Annotated in this window: 24 protein-coding genes and 1 pseudogene; 12 read left to right on the forward strand and 13 right to left on the reverse strand. The window is 55.0% G+C overall.

The genetic code is table 11. The features are described 5' to 3' along the window. Positions 1-820 precede the first annotated feature (820 nt). The 10 genes and pseudogenes from CFELI_RS00305 to CFELI_RS00350 all read left to right on the forward strand — a co-directional run bounded on the left by CFELI_RS00305 (position 821) and on the right by CFELI_RS00350 (position 7,725). Positions 821-1,615, forward strand: a complete 795-nt coding sequence (locus CFELI_RS00305) for an ABC transporter ATP-binding protein (RefSeq protein WP_277103469.1) — start codon at positions 821-823, stop codon at positions 1,613-1,615. Positions 1,616-1,620: 5 nt separating this feature from the next. After that, positions 1,621-2,991 (forward strand): hypothetical protein, encoded by a 1,371-nt coding sequence (locus tag CFELI_RS00310; RefSeq protein WP_277103468.1) that lies wholly within the window; start codon positions 1,621-1,623, stop codon positions 2,989-2,991. Next, complete coding sequence (locus CFELI_RS00315; protein WP_277103467.1) at positions 2,988-3,641, forward strand: hypothetical protein; 654 nt, start codon at positions 2,988-2,990, stop codon at positions 3,639-3,641. Before CFELI_RS00310 ends, CFELI_RS00315 begins: the two co-directional genes overlap by 4 nt. Before the next feature lie 195 nt (positions 3,642-3,836). Continuing rightward, complete coding sequence (locus CFELI_RS00320) at positions 3,837-4,094, forward strand: hypothetical protein (protein ID WP_277103466.1); 258 nt, start codon at positions 3,837-3,839, stop codon at positions 4,092-4,094. 84 nt (positions 4,095-4,178) lie between these two features. After that, on the forward strand, positions 4,179-4,814 hold the full coding sequence (locus tag CFELI_RS00325) for a DNA-3-methyladenine glycosylase I (protein WP_277103465.1): 636 nt from the start codon (positions 4,179-4,181) through the stop codon (positions 4,812-4,814). Positions 4,815-4,837: 23 nt separating this feature from the next. Then, on the forward strand, positions 4,838-5,572 hold the full coding sequence (locus CFELI_RS00330) for an SDR family oxidoreductase (protein ID WP_277103464.1): 735 nt from the start codon (positions 4,838-4,840) through the stop codon (positions 5,570-5,572). A 3-nt stretch (positions 5,573-5,575) separates the two neighbouring features. After that, positions 5,576-6,244: pseudogene (locus CFELI_RS00335) on the forward strand (LysE family translocator). A gap of 38 nt (positions 6,245-6,282) precedes the next feature. Then, a complete protein-coding gene (locus CFELI_RS00340; RefSeq protein WP_277103463.1) occupies positions 6,283-6,603 on the forward strand; it encodes a YbjQ family protein in 321 nt (106 codons plus the stop codon). 16 nt (positions 6,604-6,619) lie between these two features. Then, complete coding sequence (locus CFELI_RS00345) at positions 6,620-6,910, forward strand: RNA-binding S4 domain-containing protein (protein ID WP_277103462.1); 291 nt, start codon at positions 6,620-6,622, stop codon at positions 6,908-6,910. Continuing rightward, a complete protein-coding gene (locus CFELI_RS00350) occupies positions 6,910-7,725 on the forward strand; it encodes a VOC family protein (protein ID WP_277103461.1) in 816 nt (271 codons plus the stop codon). Before CFELI_RS00345 ends, CFELI_RS00350 begins: the two co-directional genes overlap by 1 nt. Positions 7,726-7,732: 7 nt before the next feature. Here CFELI_RS00350 and CFELI_RS00355 read toward each other — a convergent pair whose 3' ends face one another. From CFELI_RS00355 to CFELI_RS00375, 5 genes are all read right to left on the reverse strand, one after another. Next, positions 7,733-8,452, reverse strand: a complete 720-nt coding sequence (locus tag CFELI_RS00355) for a hypothetical protein (RefSeq protein ID WP_290259090.1) — start codon at positions 8,450-8,452, stop codon at positions 7,733-7,735. A gap of 309 nt (positions 8,453-8,761) precedes the next feature. Further along, a complete protein-coding gene (locus CFELI_RS00360; protein WP_277103459.1) occupies positions 8,762-9,001 on the reverse strand; it encodes a hypothetical protein in 240 nt (79 codons plus the stop codon). 11 nt (positions 9,002-9,012) lie between these two features. Beyond that, positions 9,013-9,390 (reverse strand): hypothetical protein, encoded by a 378-nt coding sequence (locus tag CFELI_RS00365; protein WP_277103458.1) that lies wholly within the window; start codon positions 9,388-9,390, stop codon positions 9,013-9,015. Beyond that, complete coding sequence (locus CFELI_RS00370; RefSeq protein ID WP_277103457.1) at positions 9,387-10,034, reverse strand: lysozyme family protein; 648 nt, start codon at positions 10,032-10,034, stop codon at positions 9,387-9,389. The genes CFELI_RS00365 and CFELI_RS00370 overlap by 4 nt, the downstream gene beginning before the upstream one ends. A 104-nt stretch (positions 10,035-10,138) precedes the next feature. Further along, complete coding sequence (locus tag CFELI_RS00375) at positions 10,139-11,710, reverse strand: MinD/ParA family ATP-binding protein (protein WP_277103456.1); 1,572 nt, start codon at positions 11,708-11,710, stop codon at positions 10,139-10,141. Between the two features lie 104 nt (positions 11,711-11,814). Between CFELI_RS00375 and CFELI_RS00380 the strand changes: the two genes are divergently transcribed. Further along, the gene (locus tag CFELI_RS00380) at positions 11,815-12,600 is read left to right on the forward strand and encodes a CpaE/TadZ family protein (RefSeq protein ID WP_277103455.1); all 786 of its coding nucleotides are present in this window, start codon (positions 11,815-11,817) and stop codon (positions 12,598-12,600) included. 54 nt (positions 12,601-12,654) lie between these two features. Here the strand turns inward: CFELI_RS00380 and CFELI_RS00385 are convergent, their stop codons facing one another. After that, a complete protein-coding gene (locus CFELI_RS00385) occupies positions 12,655-14,100 on the reverse strand; it encodes an EsaB/YukD family protein (protein ID WP_277103454.1) in 1,446 nt (481 codons plus the stop codon). 219 nt (positions 14,101-14,319) lie between these two features. Here CFELI_RS00385 and CFELI_RS00390 point away from each other — a divergent pair, with 219 nt between their 5' ends. Further along, positions 14,320-18,498, forward strand: a complete 4,179-nt coding sequence (locus tag CFELI_RS00390; protein WP_277103453.1) for an FtsK/SpoIIIE domain-containing protein — start codon at positions 14,320-14,322, stop codon at positions 18,496-18,498. Positions 18,499-18,725: 227 nt separating this feature from the next. Here the strand turns inward: CFELI_RS00390 and CFELI_RS00395 are convergent, their stop codons facing one another. The 7 genes from CFELI_RS00395 to CFELI_RS00425 form a co-directional block, all read right to left on the reverse strand. Then, positions 18,726-19,412 carry a hypothetical protein gene (locus CFELI_RS00395; RefSeq protein WP_277103452.1) on the reverse strand — a complete coding sequence of 229 codons (687 nt, stop codon included), beginning with the start codon at positions 19,410-19,412 and terminating at the stop codon, positions 18,726-18,728. Between the two features lie 75 nt (positions 19,413-19,487). After that, positions 19,488-20,030: a hypothetical protein gene (locus CFELI_RS00400; RefSeq protein ID WP_277103451.1), complete on the reverse strand. Its 543-nt coding sequence runs from the start codon at positions 20,028-20,030 to the stop codon at positions 19,488-19,490. Between the two features lie 87 nt (positions 20,031-20,117). After that, on the reverse strand, positions 20,118-20,555 hold the full coding sequence (locus tag CFELI_RS00405) for a hypothetical protein (RefSeq protein WP_277103450.1): 438 nt from the start codon (positions 20,553-20,555) through the stop codon (positions 20,118-20,120). Then, entirely contained in the window at positions 20,552-21,226 is a 675-nt protein-coding gene (locus tag CFELI_RS00410) for a hypothetical protein (RefSeq protein WP_277103449.1), read from the reverse strand. Before CFELI_RS00410 ends, CFELI_RS00405 begins: the two co-directional genes overlap by 4 nt. A 45-nt stretch (positions 21,227-21,271) precedes the next feature. After that, complete coding sequence (locus tag CFELI_RS00415; RefSeq protein WP_277103448.1) at positions 21,272-21,658, reverse strand: hypothetical protein; 387 nt, start codon at positions 21,656-21,658, stop codon at positions 21,272-21,274. A 6-nt stretch (positions 21,659-21,664) separates the two neighbouring features. Further along, the gene (locus CFELI_RS00420; RefSeq protein ID WP_277103447.1) at positions 21,665-22,201 is read right to left on the reverse strand and encodes a hypothetical protein; all 537 of its coding nucleotides are present in this window, start codon (positions 22,199-22,201) and stop codon (positions 21,665-21,667) included. A 35-nt stretch (positions 22,202-22,236) separates the two neighbouring features. Continuing rightward, on the reverse strand, positions 22,237-22,773 hold the full coding sequence (locus tag CFELI_RS00425) for a helitron helicase-like domain-containing protein (RefSeq protein ID WP_277103446.1): 537 nt from the start codon (positions 22,771-22,773) through the stop codon (positions 22,237-22,239). Positions 22,774-22,840 lie beyond the last annotated feature (67 nt).

Consider the following 22,840-nt stretch of genomic DNA (forward strand, 5'->3'; position numbering starts at 1 on the left):
ATCTGGCTAAAAAGGGCGATTTTGGAAAGGTCTATCGGCAAATTAGTTACCCCTTCGGGGGTGGAATAAATTAGTTTCTCACAAAACCCTTGACAGTCGTTCAGTCAGTACTTAATCTTGTGTGTCATAGGCCACAGTGAGTGGTCTTCTGCTCCGGAGACCAAGCACCCTAAAGGGGTGGGTTGACACATTCGATCGGGATAGTAATCCCCCAAGCAACATAAGGAGAATTCATGCGAAAATCTCTCATTCCTCTCATTGGACTTGCGATTGGCTGGGCAAGCCTCGTGGTTCCAGCTCATGCAAGTAATGTGCACGACGATCTATCATAGGTAACGTCGGAAAATTCCGTAACTGCACCAGACATTGATTTCGGTGATTTGAATACTATTCAGCCATTGGGAGTGACCCCAAGCAAACCATACGGTTGCCGTTTCGTTGTGTGGGAAGTCAGCCAAAACCCCCATGTCAAATGGTTGGGTGCTCGTGGTGGACGTGACGATTGCAAAAACCATGTAAAATACAGGGTCAAGATTATGAAGCACGTGCGTTTCAGTCCAGATAAAGTTGTTGGAATTGCGCACGGTGAAGGCAGTACTACTGTTGTTGCTACTGCCCCTTGTGATGGTTCTGGAATTTATTACACACGGGTGGAAAGTGATACCGGTGGTTCCTTCGCGGGAGGAGAGCGTAAGTGGCTGTGCTCATAGGCAATGTGAAGTGAATTGTCATAGTGCATATGGATGAATGAATTCATAGTAAAAGGGAACGCATCGTCATGGTTTTTGGTGCCTAAACGGTTCGTTCTCTTTTCACTTTTATGTTTGAGAGGTTTGTTGTGATCACGGTTGAAAAAATTAGCCACACATATGGACGGGGCACACGCGCGGTAGAAGCGCTGAACAATATTAATGCCACCTTTTCTGAAGGAACCACAGCATTGTTAGGGCCCAATGGTTCAGGAAAATCAACACTGATGAATATCATCGGTACCACCATCATCCCCACCCATGGTCACGTGCTTTTTAATGGAAAACCGGTCAATTCTTCCACAGTTGAGGAGTATCGGACACAACTTGGTGTGGTGCCTCAACATATCACCCTGCCGAAAAGGATGCGACTGCGAGACATTCTTTCCTACCTGTGCTGGGTGCATAAAATACCGCGAAGCCGCACCCCCCCCCACGCTATTGCTGAGGTTCTTGAACGACTCGAACTTAGCCCCAAAGCCAACGCACGTGTTGGGGATCTTTCCGGTGGCCAATTACGTCGTGCCGGATTCGCGTGCGCACTCATACACGCGCCCTCAGTATTGATTCTCGATGAACCTACGGTTGGCCTTGACCCAGAAGTTCGAATGGAGATGAGGCATCTTATTGCCGAGCTTGCCACAAATACCACCATTCTTTTAAGCACACATCTTTTAGAAGACGTGCGCTTCCTCCAACCCAATGTGGTCATGATCAACCGTGGGCAGATGGTGTTTACAGGAAGCTACAACGAGTTTCTTGCAGCCTTGCCTGAAGATGCAGGCCAACAGGAATCTTCCGTGGAACAGGCCTACCAACAAATGCTTCGCACAAGCGCTACAGAGAAAAACATGAATAGGGGATAGACGCGATGAGTCACAATACACATCACCCCACCGTGCTTGAGTCCCACACTGCCGCACCCAACCAAACTCGCGGAAAGGCAGCATCGTCTAACCCCTGGTTATGTGATCGCATGAATCTGCTAAGCATAGCAATCGTGCTTATTATCGCAGGTGTGCTGTGCGCACGCATTGCTCTACTGCCCTGGGCAGATTATCGCGACTACACCATGGTGCTTAATCAGCTTGGGCTTGCAGGAGGCGTGCTCGCAGCACTGTTGGCTGCATGGCGTTTTAGCTCCCATGGTTCGCAGACTATGCTCATGGCACCTACTGGGCTGCAGAGCGTAACAGTCCGATACATCTACATCGCGATTGCAAGCGTATTCAGCATTCTTATTCCTCTCGTCATAGGAGCAGCTGTTTTATTCATCCCCCTGATTGGCAGCAATTCGTGGGATTTTCGCTTTGTGTTCTCCCCATTACTCTCCGCGATTGCTTTCGTTATTGGCAGTACCGCAGTCGGTATTGTCGTTGCCACCGCAGCCCGAGCTATACCGGTAATTGTTCGTGTTGTTCTTGCTGGCGGGATCTGCCTTTTGTTTGGTATGTACTCCGCATCATTCCCCTTCTTATGGGCAGTGGGGGTGCTGCGTGAACCAGAGGCGGTTTTTTCTGCTGCCCAACTGCAGTGGTTGGGTATCACATTCGTATTATCTGTGGTGGCATTTGTGGGTGCGTGTGTTTTTGCAGGCACCAAGGCTGACCCTTATACACGGTTTTCTTTTCTCGCGTACCTCCCCTTTGGAGCGGGGATTGTTGGCGTGGTATTGGGTGTGGCAACAGGTTCATTACCAGTTTATTCACCACAAGTTCTTTGTGAGAGTACTAGTGACCCCAAGATTAATATTTGCGTGAGTACCGCTAAGCAGCCAGCTCTTGGGCTCAGTATTGATAGTGTTAACACCGCGTTAAAAGTCGTGGGTAACACTACGGGACAGCCTGTGGTGTATACCCCCTTTTATGGAAGCACTGAAGGGTTGGGACAAGAAATTAACTATCAACCGCAGGGACATAGCACCAATATGGGGCAAGTCATTATCGAATCAGTGGTGAGCACTGCCCACTGTGATGGCAACAATCGACCTGAATCCGCGCATATAAATAGCGTCATACTCTCACGCCTAATGGCTGAAGCTGGGCTGACCTTCAACTTGGGAGTTGTTCGAGATAGTTCAGGTCGGATTGTGAAAGACGCCAATACTGAGGGTGAAAGCATTAACCTCGGGGATCCTCTTGCTCACACTCCCCTTGAAGTTATTAAGGAAGTAATAGCCGCGCACCCCCAAGAGATTGCCGAGTGTACGGCCAAGTGGGAATGGTTCGGTGTGAATCCATGATCAGAGCACTCATCCCTGCACCGTGGCTGACTATTGGTGCTTTGGCGCTCAGTGGTGCTGGTGTTTTAGGCATTTTCGGTGGTTACGCATTCACTGTTTCTGGACTTCATGGTGACAGCTATTTTAGCTACACAGAGTGGTGTATGTATTTGTGTACCATTGCGGCAATTGGGGCCTGCGTCCCTAGCCTGAGGGCGGTTGATTTGGGGTGCCGACGTGCACGTTTGGCAACCTTGATGCACGGGGTTCTTGCTGCGTTGTTGTCCATTGGTGCAGCAGGTGTTGGTGTTTATGTTATTAATCTGCGACGTGCTGCCCGCGCGGCGCAATATATAACATCAGCGCCACCACCAGGTTCTGAACATATTATTGTTGGCACGATCACCACTGCGGGTGTGGCATTAGCGTTGATTGCGCTGTTGGGTGCTGGCTTGGGCACTGCCGCAAGCGTGGTGGTAGTTGTCGTGTTTGCTTCGGTGAATATTCTGGTCTCAGAAGAGTTTCCTTTGCCTGTGCCGTCGTTTGCTTATCAGGGGACGTGGTGGCAGCCGGTGAGTGTAGCGGAATCTATCATCATATTTCTCATCGGTTGTGTGGTGTGGGGCGTGTTTGGGGGCGCAAGGAAAGTAAGCGATATCGACCAAGATTAGAAAGTGCCGGCGCGTATCTTCGCGCATCCGGCACGACTCCTTCACCCCTATTCGTTCACTAACGTGGGCAATACAAATGGCGTGGTGCGGAGAATCGGTGGCGCGGTACAGCTTACTTTCGACGCCGACTTTTTCGATGAACTAAAGTAAGAAACAGTGTATCGCCCATGACCAATGGAGGAATTTCCTAAAACCATGTTCTATCTCATCTCAGCATTCGTTGCCCTTGCCGGGATCATCATGGTGGTGATGGGGCTGAAAAACTCACGCACACCACGCATCTCCTCCCTATTCACCATCGGTGGCGTGCTCTTACTTATTGAAGCAGCAATCGTGGCATGGATGATCACAATCGATGCCACCCTCCAGAACATCACCTTCGTTATCCTCGGGATGACCATCATCGTTGTCGCCCACGCCTTCATTCAGGCATACCGCGCTACACGCAACTAACATTTAAACAACCACAGCCCCCACAACAACAAGGCAAAACGCCAGCTTAAAGCCATGTTATGGGGGTTTTGTACTGTGGGGGCTATGACAAAAACACACCAGATCACTACAGCACAAACCCCTGAACTAACCGCAGCAGGGCTCGTATACTGCGAAGATGGCCTCATCCGCCCCACCTGGGCAGCCACCGACAGCCTTTTAAAGGACTACTACGACCATGAATGGGGCAAACCAGTCACCGATGAGCACGGTGTATTCGAACGGCTGTGTCTCGAAGGCATGCAAGCAGGACTGAGCTGGAAAACCATCTTGAACAAAAGAGAAGCATTCCGGGACGCATTCTGCCACTTCGACCCCGAAAAAATCGCCGCATTTGGGGAAGCAGAACTCAACGCACTCATGGACAATCGCGAAATTCTGCGCAACCGGCGCAAACTCACAGCCATCATCACTAATGCGCGCGCAACACTAGCGCTACGCGGAAGCGAACACAAAAACCTGAACACCCACATCTGGTCCTTTGCGCCCACAAACCACACACCACCAGCAAGCGCTGCTGCCATCCCCACTGCAACAGCAGAATCACACGCCATGGCAACAAGCCTCAAACGCCTCGGCTTCACATTCGTCGGCCCAATCACCTGCTACGCCCTGATGCAAGCAATCGGCATCGTAAATGATCGCATCATTGGGGCAAGCCCGCTCCAGCACCCCCACTAGATGAGAAAGCTACAATAAAAGCCATGACTTTTCCCCCACACAACGATCCCAACGACCCTAAAATTGCGGTCGTGACCGGCGCATCTTCCGGCATCGGCGAAGCAACCGCCCGCGCATTGGCAGCAGACGGTTGGACAGTAATCGTCGCCGCACGCCGCACAGAGCCACTCGAAGCACTCGCTGAAGAAATCAACGGCATTGCCATTCCCCTTGATGTCACCAACGAAGAATCAGTAGCCAACTTCGCTCAACAAATACCCATCTGCCACCTGCTCGTCAACAACGCCGGTGGTGCCAAAGGTCTTGATCCCATCGCGGAAACAAGCATTGAAGATTGGGAATGGATGTACGACACCAATGTGCTCGGCACCCTCCGTGTAACCAAAGCGCTCCTTAATGCACTGACCGAAACCCAAGGGCATATCATCAATATGTCCTCCGTCGCAGGCATCACAGCCTATGCTGGTGGTGCCGGATACAATGCCGCAAAATTTGGTGTCACCGCCATGAACAAAGTCATGCGCATCGAATTTGTTGAACGTAATCTCCGCGTCACAGAACTCAACCCCGGGCGAGTGAAAACCGACTTCTCCCTCGTCCGCTTTAAAGGCGACCAAGCCAAAGCGGATGCAGTCTATGCCGATAAACTCAACCTCAGCGCCGAAGATATTGCCGAAACAATCCGCTGGGTCGCACAACTACCCCCACACATGAACATCGACCGCATGGTGATCACCCCACGCGACCAAGTCATCTAAACCATGACCCTTGCCGCCTTCGGGGCGCTTGCGGCAGTCTGGGCCGCAGCCATCGCACTACCTGGCCCAGATGTCTTCCAAATCATCCGCATCGCCAGCAAAAACACCCGCGCCGGGGTGTACTGTGCACTCGGAATCATGCTGGGAAACACCCTCTGGATTGCCAGCTCACTTGCCGGACTCGCCACTGTTTTTGCGGCCTTCCCAGCACTGATGCTCATCATCTGAGATCCTCGGCGGGCTTTATCTTGCACGCATCGGAGTGCTCTCCTTCTTCTCTGTAATTCGTAACGCCACAACCACAACCTTGCCGATCCAACAGTCAACGCGGAGGCGACGTCGACACGCATGAATGCGCACACCGCATGTGTCACCGGGATACTGACTAACCTCTCCAACCCCAAAGCAGTCATATTTTTCGCCTCTGTGTTTGCGCACTTCATCGACCCCGATCTATCACTGAGTTGGGCGCTGGCGATGGCACTGTTTCTCATCATCACAGGCATCATCTGGTTTGTAGGTGTAGCCCTTTTCGTGCGTACCATCGCCACAACCTTGCTACGCAACACCGCACTCATTGACATCATCGCAGGAAGTATCCTTCTCATACTGTCCAGCATGATGCTCATTGAAGGAAGCTATGCAGCATTTCGCACGATTTCACTACACTAGGGGGCCACACAACCCCTCACTAGGCAAGGAGCATACCCATGCTGGTCACCACAACCCACCAAATCGAAGGCCGTCAGATCACCGACTACATCCAGATCGTTGCCGGTGAAACCATCCTCGGCGTCAACGTCTTCAAAGACATCGCCGCAGGTTTGCGCAACATCGTTGGCGGACGCAGCCAATCCTATGAAAAAGAACTCGTGCAAGCACGCGAAATGGCGCTGGCCGAAATGAAAGAACACGCCCTGAAACTCGGTGCCGACGCAGTAGTTGGTGTGGATATCGCCTACCAAAACATCGGCACTGAAGGCAGCATGCTCATGGTAGGGGCAAGCGGTACAGCAGTACGCTTGGCTTAAAGTAGACTACTAAACCATGCAACCAGTGGACGTCGCGATTCGCGATACGGAAATTAAGCTCGGCCAGTTCATCAAACTCGCCAGCCTCGTCGAAACCGGCGGCGCGGCTAAAGAAGTAATCGCAAACGGTGAAGTCACCGTCAACGGTGAGGTAGACACCCGCCGCGGCAAAACTTTGCGCGGGGGCGAAATCGTGTGCGTAGGAAACCTCTGCGCGCGCGTGGTTGTCGGCGCGGCGGAAGAAGACTACTTCGACGAAGCAACCGCCAACGATGATTTCGACCCCGAACAATGGAGGAATGTGTAATGCCCGCATTTCAAGCAGAACCAGGCATGCCGTACTGGATCGACCTGACCACCTCCGACCTGCGGAAATCCACCCATTTTTATTCTGAAATTTTAGGGTGGGACATTGAGGAGCTCGACGATGGCTACCGCCTTGCCCGTCTTCAAGGCCTGCCCGTGGCAGGGTTCGTTCCGCGCCCCGAGGAATCCCAACAGCCAGACACATGGGTCACCTACTTCCAAGCTGACGATATTCACGCTGAGTGTGCCCAGGTAGAACAACTCGGCGGGCGCATTCTGGTTCCCCCCACACAGGTGCACCTTGGCTTTATGGCCGTGGTTGTTGATACCGCGGGCGCCATGTTTGGTCTGATCCAGCCAGCAGGGGAAGACTCGTTCATCGCTGCCGGTGAACCAGGCACCCCTGTGTGGCACGAACTGACTGCCACCACCTGTTATGAGCAGGCGATCGAGTTCTACCCGAAGCTTTTTGAATGGGCTACCGCCACCAGTGCGGATGAACTGTACACCACCGCGCTGGTGGAAGGTGCAGCATTTGCTGGTATTTACAATGCTCAGGGGCAATTCCCGCCCTCAGTGCCAAGTTTTTGGCAAACCTTCTTAGGCGTTGGGGATGTGGATGGGATTATGGACCGTGTTGAGCAGCTCGGTGGCGAAATTATCCGCCTACCATTCGATTCCGGTTTTGGCCGCATGGCCATCATTGCCGACTCCACCGGCGCAACAGTGACACTGTGCAATGCGCCCGAACCGGTGGAAGAAGGCCGCGAATCTGATCCTTTGGAAGGGATCGATCTTAGCGATTTCACCCTTTAGCCTGACGCTAAAGCCGATAGGCACCTTCCCATGTTACTTCGATGGGGAAGGTGCCATCTTGTGTTTGGCGAGGTGAAAAACGGGTCCAGTCTTTCTTCGGATCAGAGTAGGCGCGAAGACTAGCTGCAATCCGCTGCACCATGTGCTCGACTATCGCGCTTAAGGAGGAAGTGGGGGCAGAACCCGATACTACGAGAGTCCAGGTTGTCCCCGGCAGGGGAACGAATGCTTGGTGGCTGTAGTGCATCCGATCCGGGTGCGCAGGATCGTTGCCTAAGTAGGAACGTGAGAGCGCAACAAAATAGCCTCCCGCATCGGTGAGTTTCACCTTCGGATCGAAGGCTTCCAGTTGCTGCTGTGTGGAACTGACGCTGGCGTACATAGGGAAAGAATCAACCCAGCGCAGCACGACAAAGCCTGTTTGAAACTCGTCTTTGTCCCACTGGGGGAGCACCATGGCCATGAGCACGCGCAGGTTCTGGGCTTGGGTGATTGTTTCTTCCAAGTGGCGCAGCACTAAGGTGCGTTGCTGTTCCTCCATTGTGGTGTGCGCGAGGGAGGCATTGGCCAGTGTTGCGGTGGATTCAAGAGCAAGGTCGGGGTGGGTTTCAAGGAGATGCCATGAGCTGGGTAGATGGACGGTCCATGTGAAGTCGGGGCGAGGTGCCTCGGGATGGAATTCGGGCAAGGCTGCGGAAAGAGGTGTGGTGGACCTGTGTTTGCGCACGGTTGGGGTAGCACCGTTTGAAATTCCCATCCCACTCCCGAAATTCTATCCAGCCGAGTTCCACGCGCTAAGTTGATGGACTGTGTGCTGTGGTGGTCAGCCTCGGCGATTTTTCACGACAGTATTCATGGTAAGTCGGTAGGTTAACAAAAGTGAGGGGATTAGCCGAAAAAATTCCCTAAATTATGCTGAGTAATTTGCCCCCATGAAAGGGGGTTTACTGGGGTGTTTTCTGGGATTTAGAGAGGCGTTAATCTGGGCAAAAATTGTGAAAAATATTTGAAACTAACACCTTTTCTTAAAATAGTGTTAAAGCAGTTGGAGGATGGTGGCTGTTCCAATCGTTGCCACAATCCCCACCGCGCCGAGGATGACGGAGCCGAGAAAAAGCTTCACTGTCCGCGGCTTGGTGAGGGGTTCTACCTGCCCAAACCGGAGTGCTTTGAGGAGCAGTTCGGTGCGCAGCTTATCGGCTTGAATAATGGCCCGCTGATCCCGCTGCCCAGGGGGGTGCGGTGGGGTGCGCTGATCGTCGGGGGTCGGCATCATTGTCCTCTTTCTTAGAATCTGATCCCGGGGATTTCGGGAAGTGGGGGCAGTGGAGGCAGTTGGGGTAGCGGAATAAACGGCCCACCCGGTGGTGGCGGCGGCGGAGGAGGTGGCGGCGGTGGCGGCGGTGGCGGCGCTGCCGGTGCCGGGGTGAGGGTGACGGTGTGCCGCAGACTGGGCTCAGGCGGTGGTGGCTCTTCGCTGCTTGTCGGTGGTGGGGGTGGGAAGTAGCTTTCGGGAAGTTCGGGTACTTGTCCTAGTGGTGGGATGTGTTGGTTCAGTGTTTCTGGTTTGGCGTAGCCTGGTGCCCCGCACCCGTAGAGTGTGCTTAAGGTGAGCGGGAGGGTGATCAGCGCAATGAGCGCAAGGGGGGTGTGTGTTCGTGTCATCGGGATAGCTCCTGGGCGCGGGCATGAATTTTCTTGACGACGTCGGGGCTGGGGGCGATGAGTTTGATGGCGCGATCCCATCCTTCGGGGGTGGAGAGGTTTCCTTGGGAGCAGAGGATTCGTGCGGTGGTTAAAGCGGCGTCGTCGATGTCGTAGGGGTTGGGTGTGTGGTTGGGTTCGGTGGATTCGGCGAATTGTTCCCAGCGTGAGGGCATGATTTGCATTGGTCCGATGGCGATATCGTTGATGGGGTTTCCGTCGCTTGCGCCCCCGTCGGTGTCGGGGACGATGGGTTTATCGGGTCCCATGTTGTCGAGTCCGCGGAGTTTGATGGAGGTCAGGCCGTCTTCGGTGATTTCTGTGTTGTGGGCTCTTGCGTGGTTGGAGTAGATTTCGCCGATGGCGGCGAGGGTGGGCCAGCCGATGGTGCATTGGCTGTCGTCTTTTACTTTCCATGCTGCGTAGGCGTAGGCCTTGAGGGCGCGTTCGGGAATGTTGTAGGGTTTTGCCCGGTCGTGTGCCCAGTCGGCGAGTTGGTCGACGCGTTGGTGTGGTTGCGGTATCGCTGGTTCGAGGCGGTCTGCGCAGCCGGTGAGTGTGGCGCAGAGGCACAGGAGCGCGAGGGTTCGATAGCGGGTGTTCATGGGTGGCACGGTTGGGGGGTGGTTGATGGGCTAGGGGTCTTGAGGGGGCTGTGGGTACTGGGGCTGTGGGGTGGGTGTTTTCATGGTGGGGTTTGGGTGTTATTTTAATCGGCTGAGTGCCGGTGCCACGAGTTGAAGTCTTCTGCCACGATGGCGGCGAGTTCGAGGTAGGCGCGTCGGGTGGAGCGGTGGATGCGGTCGAGTTCGATGGCGGAGCCTTCGGCGAGGTGTTGGTCGTAGGGGATGACGTGGACGGCGCGGGTGAGGGAGCGGAAGTAGCGGATGAGTTCGTCGATGTCGATGGTGGCGCGTCCGGGTGCGGCGGAGGAGATGACAACCACGGAGTTTGCTGCGAGGTGTTGGTATCCGTGGTGGTGGAGCCAGTCGAGGGTGGCGGAGGCGGATTGTGCCCCGTCGAGTGCGGGTGAGGTTGCCAGAATGAGGGAGTTGGCAAGGTCGAGGACGCCGTTCATGGCGGAGTGGGTTAATCCGGTGCCGCAGTCGGTGAGGATGACATTGTAGTGGTTTTGGAGGATGCTGATGACCTTGCGGTAGTCCTTTTCGCTGAAGGCTTCGGATTTGGCGGGGTCGCGTTCCGAGCCGATGACTTCGAGCCGGGATTTGGCTTGGGTGGTGTAGGCGCGTACTTCGGGGTAGCGGGTGGTTGAGGTGGCGTTGAGTAGGTCGCGGACGGTGGGGGTGTGTGTGGTGGTTACTCGTTGGGCGAGGGTGCCGAGGTCGGGGTTGGCGTCGATGGCGATGACGCGGTCGCCGCGGGTTTCGGCGAAGATGCCGCCGAGTGCTGCGGTGGTGGTGGTTTTACCGACGCCGCCTTTGAGTGACATCACGGCGATGCGGTAGTCGCCGCGCAAGGGTTCGCGGATGCTGTTGAGCAGCTCGTCGTAGCGCATTTGTTTGGCGGATTCGCCGAGGTTGACATGGCCTGCTGTCATGTCGTGGAGGAGTTTGCGCCAGCCGCTTTTCGGTGGGGGTTTGACGGGGTTGACGAGGTTGGTTTGGTCGAGTGCTGCCGGTGGGGTGATGTCGAGGGGGTCTTCGGCATGGTGGCGTGCCACTGTTGGTGGGTGGGCAGGGATGTGCCGGGTGACTTCGGGTTGTGGCCTAGCTGCTGGTGTTGGGGACAGCCCAGGGGTTGCTGTGGGCTGATGTTCGTGGGGTGTGGTGGTGTGTCCAAGCGAATGTGAAGGCACCGATTCGGCTGCAGGCGCAGCATAATCAGCCGCGGTGTTCACGCCGGTTTCCCTGTGGGTGGGCAATAAGGTGTGTGCCCGGGTGGGTTCTGAGGTGTTGTGCGGTTGAGTTGCTGCGCTTGCTGGTGGCTCGGGTGTAGTCGGCGCAGGGGTGGGTGTAGGTGGGCTGTGTACTTGCTGGGTACTGGGCTGCTTGCTGTGTTCTGGGGTTTCGGTGTGGTGATCGCCGATAGTGATGCCTAGTTCGTGGCTGAGTTCCGCGCTGAGCGGGGTGTGCCCGAAGTGAGCATCGGTGTTCTGCTCCTGGTTGTCGCCTGGTGCTAAGAATTGGGGGTGTGCTGCGGGTGCCTGGGTGTTGGTGTTGTGCTGCGCTGTTTCAGGCGTGGTTGAGTTTTCCTCGTGGAGGGCATTTTCCAAGCGGAGCCATGCAGGCAAGTCACTGTTTGTGAAAGCGCTATTATTCATAACAATTTCCCAATTTCTCGTTTACTATCTCTCAAAAGAATAATTATTATCCTATAATCCTTGTGCATATGATTTCGACCCCCTAGTGTATTTTCAGGCGTGTTATGACCGGAAAAACCCGTTCTTCTCTGTGGGCACGGTTGTGCGCTTCGAGTGCTTTAGCCCATGCTCAGCGTGTCCCTCCTCGTGAAATTGATCGTGGGTTGGTGCTTGCTGTTGCGGCTGTGGATTCGCGGATGCTCACTACCCCTGTGAGTGTGATGTTGGCGCAATTGCTTGCGGCTTCTACCCATGGGCAGGTTGTGCTTGTCGACGCCGATGGGGTGAATCAAGCAACGCGCGGCCCCGCCGGTGCAAAGGTGGCAGGAGATATTGAAGCTTTAACTCGCATTGATGCTGCCGAGCTGAATCGGGCGCGGATCCAATCCTGCGCCGATACTAGCGGCGTCGTGCCGGTGCTTGCAGCCAGGGTGCAGGATCGTCGCCCCTTGGACCCAGAGGTTGTGGAATCGGGGGTGCAGCGGGTGCGTCACCGCTGGCCAACAGTGGTGGTGGATTTGCCTTTTACCTGCCCCATGGAGGTTATAGCCGCTGGTACGCGCCTAGCCCAGCATGTGGTGCTGGTGGTGGATAAGCATCATCAGGATCACCAGTGGTTGTATCAACCAGGGCATAGTTTGGCCAGTGCTGCCCGCCAGGGGCGGGTCACGGTGTTAAAGGTGGGGGCTTCGGTGCGTGAAACACTGCCGAAGGATACCTTTGCACTGCCGGCACCCATAGTGGGAACGACCGCCCAGGATCGGGTGATGGTGCCCACGGACGTGGAATCGTTAACAGCCTTCCACCGACTACTCAGTCGCCTGTATCCATCACTGGGCAACGAGCAGTAAACGGCTAAGAGAAGGCGGCGAGGTACAGGGGAGAAAGAGGCGGGGCATAGGGATTTAGGAGGTTGCCCAATAGTAGCTAAACAGCCCTTGAGCTGCTAACACTACAGGGATGAACGCAAGGCTGGCCACAATATCCACAGTGGCTAAAAGCTTGGATAACTTCGCTTCCTCAAAGTCATCAGGGGTGCGCCTGCGTACGATCAACAGCACCACGATCCCCAGCGCAAGCACAGCGCACATACACAGCCACACCAGCCAAGATGTATCAGGATCAATCACCCACAGGTGCACCCCACGGTGCGGGATGAAATCCTGCTCAAACCAATAACGCAGCGCCCCTGCGCTGAAACCTAAACCCACAACCCCCAGCAGAATCAATGGGGCGATGATTCGGGCGTCGGCAAAGCCATGCGTGCGCAGCAACATCACCACCGCAAGCAATGCTGCGATCGTGCCGTGCTGCCAATAACCACTGCCTGTCAGCACAACAATGATGCCCGCAGCACACACAGTACCCGCCCACACACAACCCCGGCTTAAAGCCTCGGTACGCAAAGCAGAATGCCGAATCGACTCCCGATCCACCTGCTCACCGGCATCATTATGGCGCAACAAAGTACCCAAACCGGTGGATCTCAAGGCCGCGCCGGGGGCAATGAGCACAATGAGCAACGGCACCCAAGCACCCCACGCTGCCATGGCAACAACGCTGAGACCAAAGTGTTTCCCCACAGCCGCCGCAGCCATGATGGCTGCGGACACACTCGCAGCAACGATACCTGCGGTGCCGCGAGTAGGTTTGTGCCGACCTGAAAGGAAGGCGGGTACGACACAGCTGAAGGCAACCGCAGCCGCCCACCACAATAAGTGGTTGTGCACAAATGGGTACAGGCTGATTGTTGCGGCTAAAGGAACGGTGAGCCCACACCAGCGCATCCACGAATAGGGTTGGATATAAGCGCAGGCCACGGCCACAGCCACGGCCAGCCAGAGCCCAACAAGCGGGGCGACAAACGCAGCCTGGCTCGGGATAGCGGAATCGGGGGCGCTCACGAGGCCACAGGCGGAGAGTACACCTATGATTCCGGCAACAAGGAGGGCGCACAGATACAGCGCTTGGGCGCGAGTGTGGGCAAACCAGCGCCATTGGTGATCGGCGATGGTGGAGCGCACCTCAGCGAGCGCATCGTCGACGAAAGGGGTGTGGGCGGCATCGGGGCGACTGGTGAGATACAGTTTCGCACCGTCGGTAATGTCGTGGTCGCCTAAGGTGAGGTAGGGTTCGATGATTCCCGTGGCGGGGGAGGAGAGCACCCATACGTGGGTATCGGTTAAAGCAGCGGAGGTTTTTGCTGACGCCGTCAACGCCGCGCCTGCTGATGTTGTGAGCAGGGAGATGATGTCGTCAAGGATGTCGACCACGGGGCGTTGCACGGGCAGGCTTACATCAAGCTGTTTATCTTCATGAAGGACACTAACTCGTACGAACGTCGAACTCATGGGTACTATATTCCCACACTTAATGGAATTAAGTACGGTTGAATTCTGGGAAAGAAGTCGCGTGGAAAAGGTGCAAAAGGGCAGCTGTAGCCGGTAAAACACCCGGCGTTAGCAGAAGCGCCAACACCCACCCACACCACACTTACTTAATTCTTAGACTTCGGGCTTTGTTGCCTCTTCTCTTTTCGGAATGAATGTGAAACAAAGGATGGATTCTCAGTGAAAACCACCATTGTGCACCGCCCGCCCCGGCTGCAGGTAAGCATCAGCCCCCGCGAGGCCATTGAGATTGAGCCAGTGCCTCTCGTGGAGAAGCAGCTGGTGGGTGCGTCGCGTCGCGCGGTGGTGTTCAACTGCATTCTTGCCCTTGTGGCGGTTGCGGGCATGGTGGTGATGATGCTGTCTGCGAATCAGCCGGAGCGGATTGGCCTCGGTGCCGCGCTGAGTGTGGGCGTGGGGCTTGTTCTGGGTATAAAGGTGTTGCGTTCGCGTCGCGCCCGCCGCCGGGGGCTTGTCGACACCCGCACAGTATTCTTAAAAAATCTGAAAGAAACCGAGTCGAAGCTGAGAAAGTTGGGGGCGGAGCAGCGTTCTGAGGCGCTGGTTCGGCACCCGAAACCGGAGTCGCTGACGGAGATGATTCGCGACCCCTACCGGCTGTGGGAGCGGCGTAAAACTGATGAAGATTTCCTTATTGTTCGCCTCGGAGTGGGGGTAGGAAAATTAGCGCACGGGCTGAAAATTCCCCCCGCCCATACCCCCGCCCATGTGCCTACGCACCCGCAGGATCAAGCGGAGAAGCAATCGCAGGAGCACCCTGACACAGAAGGTGCTGGATCGCCTTCGGCGCAGCCTGAATCTCAACCCGATGCGCAGTGGGGCACCCAGCCCTCCTCTTCCTCGGTGCTGCCGGAAAGTACTGCTGCTCAACCACACAGCGCAGCGCAGAACGCACGAGAAACCGCGCCGGATACTTTTCGCTTCCGCAAGCAGGGGCGTGGGGGTTCTTCACGTGCTGGAATGAGCACAGTCGTTGCTGACCCGGTGTTGCAGGCGGAGCGTGCGCGCATGCTGCGCCGGGTGTCTGTGGTGGATCAGCTGCCCATCGCTATCCCTCTTCAGGGCAGTGTGTCGCTGGTGGGGGATCAGGAATTGTGCGCGGAGATGCTGCGGGCGATTATCAGCACCGTGGCGGTGTTTCATTCCCCGGAGGATCTGCAGATTCACCTCGCGTTGCCGATGCCTGATGGGAAAGAACCTCGCTGGTCGGTGTGGTTGCCCCACCTGCTCGATGAGCGGTTCGGGGATGGCCCGGTTGGGCGTCGACACGCGTCATTCGATGAGCACAGTGCAACCGAATTGTGCGCGGAAATCGACCGCCGCGCCGCCGAAATTAAAGCGCAGGCCAGCACCGATTCCCGCTACCGCATCCAGCCTTTAGACTGCCCCCATTTGCTGATCGTGACCAACATGGACTCCGTGCACGGGGCCCGCATCGCCACTCACCTTGCTGGGGTGGTGTCCTATTCCGCTGCCCGGATCACAGTGCTGTCGACTGCCCGCACACCACAGCAAGCCCCCGCGCGAGTCGATGTGCAAGTGCTCATCAACCCCGACCGCAGCTTTAGCACCAAACTGTTGTCCCGGGGCGAAATCCGCAGCCCCCACACCCAGGTGCAAGGCTATGCTGAGCGCCTGCTGCTGGGCGGAAATTCTGGGATTATGGACCCGTTTCCCACCGTGCTCGCCGAAACCATTGCGCGCACCCTCGCCCCACGCCGCCTGAGCCCACCGGCTGAACATTATGCGACTGTGCCGCGGCTGCGCCCGCCCGCCCCGATACAACCGCAGCCTGCCAGTCTCGGTATCGCGCTGAACCTGCTGCTGGGTGTCGACGATCTTGCCACCTACCCCCTCGACGAAGCCTGGGCTCCGCGCCGCGACTCGGACTTCCTCGTAATCCCGCTGGGTATCGGCGCGGATGACGAACCCGTACTGCTTGATATCAAAACAGCTCAACGCAAAGGTCACGGCCCGCACGGCATAGTGGTGGGGGCGAAAGGCACGGGAAAATCTGAGCTGCTGAAAACACTGGTACTCAGCTTTGCTATCTGTCACCCACCGCAGCAGCTGAACTTTATGCTTATCGACGCCGCCAGCGCAGGCACATTCCGCGACTTTTCTGCCCTGCCGCACACGGCAGCTGTGATCGATACCCTCACCCACGCCACCACCGCGCGCAAACCCCAGCACCGCGACATCGCCTACCAGCGGCTTTACCACAGCCTTGCGGGGGAAGTGGAACGCCGCAAAGCCACCAACGATACTGTGCCAGTACTGCTCATACTCATCGATGAACTCCCCGCCCTTGAACACCATGAGCCACTGAGCCAGATCATCCGCACCATTGCCGAAGAAGGCGCGCAGCTGAACATGCACCTTCTGCTCAGCTGCACCCCGGAACACTACCCTCAGCTGAGTCACCTGCACCCCCATATGAACTACAGCATTGCTTTAGGAAAATTCACCGTTGAGGAATCCCAGGCACTCACCGGCACCGACGAACTTATCCACACCCCCGACCAACCCGGGGCGGGGGTTGTGCACACCCCCAACAACGCACCACATATTTTCTCTGCAACCACTATTTCCGACCCCTACCAACCCGGGGCCGAACTTTCCCCAGAGCACACCGAAGCACCAGTAGTGACTTTTCCGCCGATTCCCATCCCCTTTGGGTTACGCAACGCCTCCGAATCGTGGCTCAAGCGCCACCACAAAACCCCAGCAAAACAGCAGGCGACACCCCTGCGCACCCTCGATGTTGTGCTCCAGCGACTCAAATCAGCAGCCCCTGCCGCCCGCTTGCTGTGGACTGCGCCGCTGCCGACGTCGATAAGCAGCAAAGATCTGCCCGTGGAAAGTGCGAACCCGCAGGAAATCCCGGTCGGGCTGATCGATGATATCCGCAATCACCGCCACACACCCCTCGTGATCAACCTCGGCCACCTCGCACCCCACTGCGCATTCCTCGGCGGGGCGAATACCGGAAAAACCACCGTGCTGTGCACCCTGATTACCCACACCGCGCAGCGAAAAACCCCAGCCGATATCACTTTTACTCTGCTGGATATGGCCGGAACTGAACTGCAAGAACTGGCAGCAAACCCCACAGTAAGCACCCTCGCTACCCGGCTCGAGCCAGCGAAAATCAGAAACGCAATCACTGATACGCACGCCGATATGCTCACCCGGGAATCGCTGGCGCTGGAATATCAGCAATCAGAATGGACACACCGCGTCCTTGTGATCGACGGATTCGACATTGTGCACACAGACTTCCCCGACCTCATTGCACCGATTACCGACATTGCACTGCGCGGGCCACATCTAGGAATCCAGCTGATTATCACGGCGCGCGATTGGGACACCCTGCCCAAAGAACTACAGTCACTGATCGGAACCATTATTGAATTTGCACTACCCGACCCCAGAAAATCAATCCTGGCCCCACCACAAGCGACTGGGCACAACGCACAGCCTCAGCGCTTTAATGCCGCCTGCGCCTTAAGCTCCCAACCGGTCGGGCGCGCACTCACCCAGCACGGGCTTTTTGCCCAGATTGCACGAAGCGATGCAACCCCACCTTCGCTACCAGCACCACAAAAACCAGCCCACACCAGCCCAGAAAAAACTGAATGCGCACAAAATCACAGCAACACAGTTGGGGAAACAGCACCTACACCATCCGATGCGCACCCTGGGTGGGCCACGTTGGCGACAAATCCATCGCACCTTGTGATGGTCGCCGCGCACGCGCCGGAACGAACCCGTTGGCTAAACGCACTCATTACCACCATTGTGCAGGAGAAAACACCAGAAGAAATCATGATCGGGGTTTTCGACTTAGCCCAAAACCTCCTGGGGACAATACCGGATGAATTTCTTGGCGGCTATGCCGGAACCCTCCCCGGATGCCGCACCCTCGCCGATGGGCTGGATGTGGAACTACGACGCCGCGCGGCGGCTGCACCCGAAGAAAGCAACCCGAAGATTATCCTTATTTTCCACCATGCGGAATTACTAGCCGGGCCGGAAAACCCGCTGAGCATTCTTGCCCAACACCTGAAGAATGCCGCGCTGATCAACGTGCGCGTTATTATCACCTGCGGGGAAGAAAAGCTTGATACTGTGTGCACTACCGCGCTTTATGAGCAGCTGAAAGAACAGGGCATTGATCACCTCCTGATCCACCCCACCGGGAATCTGGCGCACACGCTTGGCTTAGCACTTCTGGCCTCTCAACCTGAGCACGCCCAGTGGGTGAGCGCCACAGGTGATGCTCAACTGATTCAGGTGCCGGATATGTCGAGCGGAAAGGAAAAAGTACGCCCTTAAAACTAACCTGTGGTGAAAAAATTCTGCCCACACCGCATAAGATTGGGTGCCTCACTACCACCACATTTCAGTTGTGGGCAATGAACCGTGACCTTTGGTGCGGCAGCTGCGTGAAGAATCAGCATGCTTTTATTCAATTGCACACAGGATGACAAAGGCTATCTTTTACACCTGTAAAAAGATAGCCCTGAACAGCACCACCATCACAAAAAAACAAGCATGCGCACTCAAAGACACCCAGCACACGCCTTCTTTTGTGTGTTGATGTAGTCGATGAAAATGTTTTTTACTTGTTCGAATTGTTCTTCAAAGCTTGGGTGTTCTGGTTTGAGTTTGAGCTTGAATGGGTTGATTTCCTTAGGTCCGTCGATGCTGTTGAGTAGCTGGAGTGCTAGGTCGTAGTCTTTGTCGTGTAAAGCGAGGAAGACATGAGCGAAAGGTTTCCAGTTGACTTTCAATAAAGAACAGTTGTTGAGGGTAGAGCGGATATCACTTTGGGTTCCTACTTCTTTTTCCAAGGTGGAGATGGTCCGATCGAGGATTTCAAAGCGTTGGTCCCATCCTGGTCCGCTGCCGGAGGTTTCGAGGTCGCTGTAACTTGAATCCCAGTCGGGGTGGGAAGGGGCATTATGGAGGAATGTTGCTTTGAGCACACCCTTGGAAGCGGGTAGATTTGTGATGAATTTATATATGCTGTCTTCGAGTTTTTTCAGGTGTGGGAATTGGATGACAAAAATCATGCTGGTTTTCATGATGTCGGGTGTTACGCGGATGGGATCGGTCAGGAAGTGCAGGATTAGTCCGTTGGGGAGGGTTTTGGACCAGATTGCTTCGCGGGTTTTGGTTCTGGTGTAGCCGCGTTCAGCGAACCATTCATCGGCTTTCGGGAAAACCCGATTCGGCGATAGTGCCATGCAAAAACTCCTGTGCGTGACCAAATGAGGGTGATGTATCGAGAAGAGTTGGATCAGTTGCCGCGAATATCGCGATTACTTTCCTTTCTTCAGTTCTGGAATCCAGGGGTTGACGTTGTGTTTGGTTAGTTGCCGTTTTTTGCTGTCGGCGAGGATCTTCAGTAGCCGGATGTCTTCTTCACAGTCGGCGCTGTTGGCGATGGCGTCCCAGTGTTTTTGGGTGCCTTTTTCTGCGAAGAAGGTCATGAAGTAGTGCTTGAGGGTGTCGTGGTCGGTGTTGTAGATTTCGAGGAATTTGTCCACCGTAGCTTTGCTGCTGCCACCGATTTTCTTCAGGGTGTAGTAGATCTGGGAGCGTGGCCCGTGGTCTTTTACGGTGTAGTAGTAGCCGAGTACTACGTCGAAGAGGTGCTTGTGGCGGGTTTTGGCGTGCTCGTTGACTGCTGCGATGATATTCTCGATGTCCCAGCCGGTGCTGTCGGGGTCGTCGATGATTTTTTGGATGCCTCGAATGTAGGTTTCGAACAGTTCATCAGACATTTCTATCCAGCGGCTTGGAACAGGGGTGGGTAGCCCATATTTCTCTGCTATTTCTGTGGCTGCTGCGTCGAATTCCATTTCTAATCCTTACCCATGTCTGATGGGCCCAGTAATGTGATCAGCTGGTGGGTATTGTGGGTTGGTGTTTTCGGTGGTGGAATGGGTTTATTGTGTTGGGGTGGTTGTTCCGTCGGGGTGGTGGAGGGTGGTTGTTTCGGAGATGTCGACGAAGACGAGGCTGTGTTGGGTGGCGAGTGTGTGTGCGAGTTGTTTTGCTTTGTCGGCTTGGCTCCATGCGAAGGCTGCGTAGATGAAGTTGGTGCCGATGGTGTAGTCGGTGATGACGTCGTCAAAGACTGGTTCGGGGCTGTGTGCGAAATAGTCGTCGAGTTCGTCTTCGTCGATGGCGTGTGGGCCGTTCATGGGTGGGTAGTGTTTGCGGATGTCGTCGAAGAAGGCGGTGAGTGTGTGTGTGGTTCCTTCGGTGGTGTTGTAGTCGCGGTCTTCGTTGTATTGGGTTGCGTTGTCGTACCAGTTGAGGAAGTCGGTGGGGTTGGTGGTTGGGACTGTGGTGGGGTCGCAGATGAGGATGTCGTAGCTCATGAGTTTTTCCTTTGTGTGTTGATGTAGTCAATGAAGATGTTTTTTACTTGTTCGAATTGTTCTTCAAAGCTTGGGCCTTCGGGGGATTCTTTATGTTTATAGGGGTTGACTTCTTTAGGTCCGTCGATGCTGTTGAGTAGCTGGAGTGCTAGGTCGTAGTCTTTGTCGTGTATGGCGATAAAGACATTGACGAAGGGTCGTTGGTTGATTTTGAAGAAATCACTGTGGTTGATGGTAGGTCGGATTTCTCCTGGGGTTGCTGCTTCTTTTTCGAGTGTGGGAATGATCCGGTCGAGTTCTGTGAAGCGTTGGTCCCATCCTGGTCCGTTGCCGGAGGTTTCGAGGTAGTGGTATTTGCCTTCCCAGCCAGTGTGAGGAGGGGCATCATGGACGAATGTTGCTTTGAGTACACCGCTGGGGGCAGGAGCCCCTAGGATGCATTCATATATGCTGTCTTGGAGTTTTTTCAGGTGTGGGAATTGGATGACGAATCCCATGCTGGTTTTCATGATGTCGGGTGTTACGCGGATGGGATCGGTCAGGAAGTGCAGGATTAGTCCGTTGGGGAGGGTTTTGGACCAGATTGCTTCGCGGGTTTTGGTTCTGGTGTAGCCGCGTTCAGCGAACCATTCATCGGCTTGCGGGAATACCCGATTCGGGGATAGTGCCATGTAAAAACTCCTTTGCATGACGGCGTGAGGTTCTACCACACAGGGTTAGTTGTATAGGACTGCGACCGCTTTGTTGTTTGTGGCTGCGTGTGCGTAGAAGTCTGCGAGGGTGAAGAATGCGTCTTCACATTCCAAATTGTCGGTGTTGTAGCTTTCTAATGCCGAGGAATAGCTTTGGACTTCTTCGGCACTGGCGAGAAACAGTGGAGGGTCTTGAGCGATGAGGCTATTTCCTCCGACGGCTTCACGCATCGTCGGATCTGTGAGTTCATCGGAAAGATCGATGAAGGCGTTATCGATGTCGGTAAGGTTTTTGGTACCAATGCTCTCTTCGAGCCATTCCAAGACAAGGCCTACAGCGGTATCAGGATCAGTGGTGACGATCTGGTTGTACTGCTCGGTGGTAATTGCAAGATAGTTGGGGATGAGCATGGTTTTTTATCCTTTCTTGAGTTCTGGAATCCAGGGGTTGACGTTGTGTTTGGTTAGTTGCCGTTTTTTGCTGTCGGCGAGGATCTTCAGTAGCCGGATGTCTTCTTCACAGTCGGCGCTGTTGGCGATGGCGTCCCAGTGTTTTTGGGTGCCTTTTTCTGCGAAGAAGGTCATGAAGTAGTGCTTGAGGGTGTCGTGGTCGGTGTTGTAGATTTCGAGGAATTTGTCCACCGTAGCTTTACTGCTGCCACCGATTTTCTTCAGGGTGTAGTAGATCTGGGAGCGTGGCCCGTGGTCTTTTACGGTGTAGTAGTAGCCGAGTACTACGTCGAAGAGGTGCTTGTGGCGGGTTTTGGCGTGCTCGTTGACTGCTGCGATGATATTCTCGATGTCCCAGCCGGTGCTGTCGGGGTCGTCGATGATTTTTTGGATGCCCCGAATGTAGGTTTCGAACAGTTCATCAGAGATTTCTTGCCAACGACTGGGTATAGGGGCGGGGAGCCCGTATTTCTGAGCTGTTTGTGTGGTTGAAGAATGAGGCATGTCTATTCCTACTTCATGGCAGTTGGTGATGCGTTTTAGTTTTCCTTGAGTTCTGGAATCCAGGGGTTGACGTTGTGTTTGGTTAGTTGCCGTTTTTTGCTGTCGGCGAGGATCTTCAGTAGCCGGATGTCTTCTTCACAGTCGGCGCTGTTGGCGATGGTGTCCCAGTGTTTTTGGGTGCCTTTTTCTGCGAAGAAGGTCATGAAGTAGTGCTTGAGGGTGTCGTGGTCGGTGTTGTAGATCTCTAAGAATTTGTCCACTGTTGCTTTGCTGCTGCCACCGATTTTTTCTAGGGTGAAGTAGATCTGGGAGCGTGGCACGTGGTCTTTTACGGTGTAGTAGTAGCCGAGTACTACGTCGAAGAGGTGCTTGTGGCGGGTTTTGGCGTGCTCGTTGACTGCCATGATAATAAGTTGGATGTCCCAGCTGGTGCTGTCGGGGTCGTCGATGATTTTTTGGATGCCCCGAATGTAGGTCTCGAACAGTTCATCAGAGATTTCTTCCCAACGACTGGGTATAGGGGCGGGTAGCCCGTATTTCTGAGCTGTTTGTGTGGTTAAAGAATGAGGCATGTCGATTCCTTCCTACAATTCAGTGTGATGGTGAGGTATTAACTTACGAGCTGAACCAAGTCTGCTT

Origin of the sequence: Corynebacterium felinum, assembly GCF_030408755.1 — a bacterium.
In the GTDB taxonomy this organism is placed as follows: Bacteria; Actinomycetota; Actinomycetes; order Mycobacteriales; family Mycobacteriaceae; genus Corynebacterium; species Corynebacterium felinum.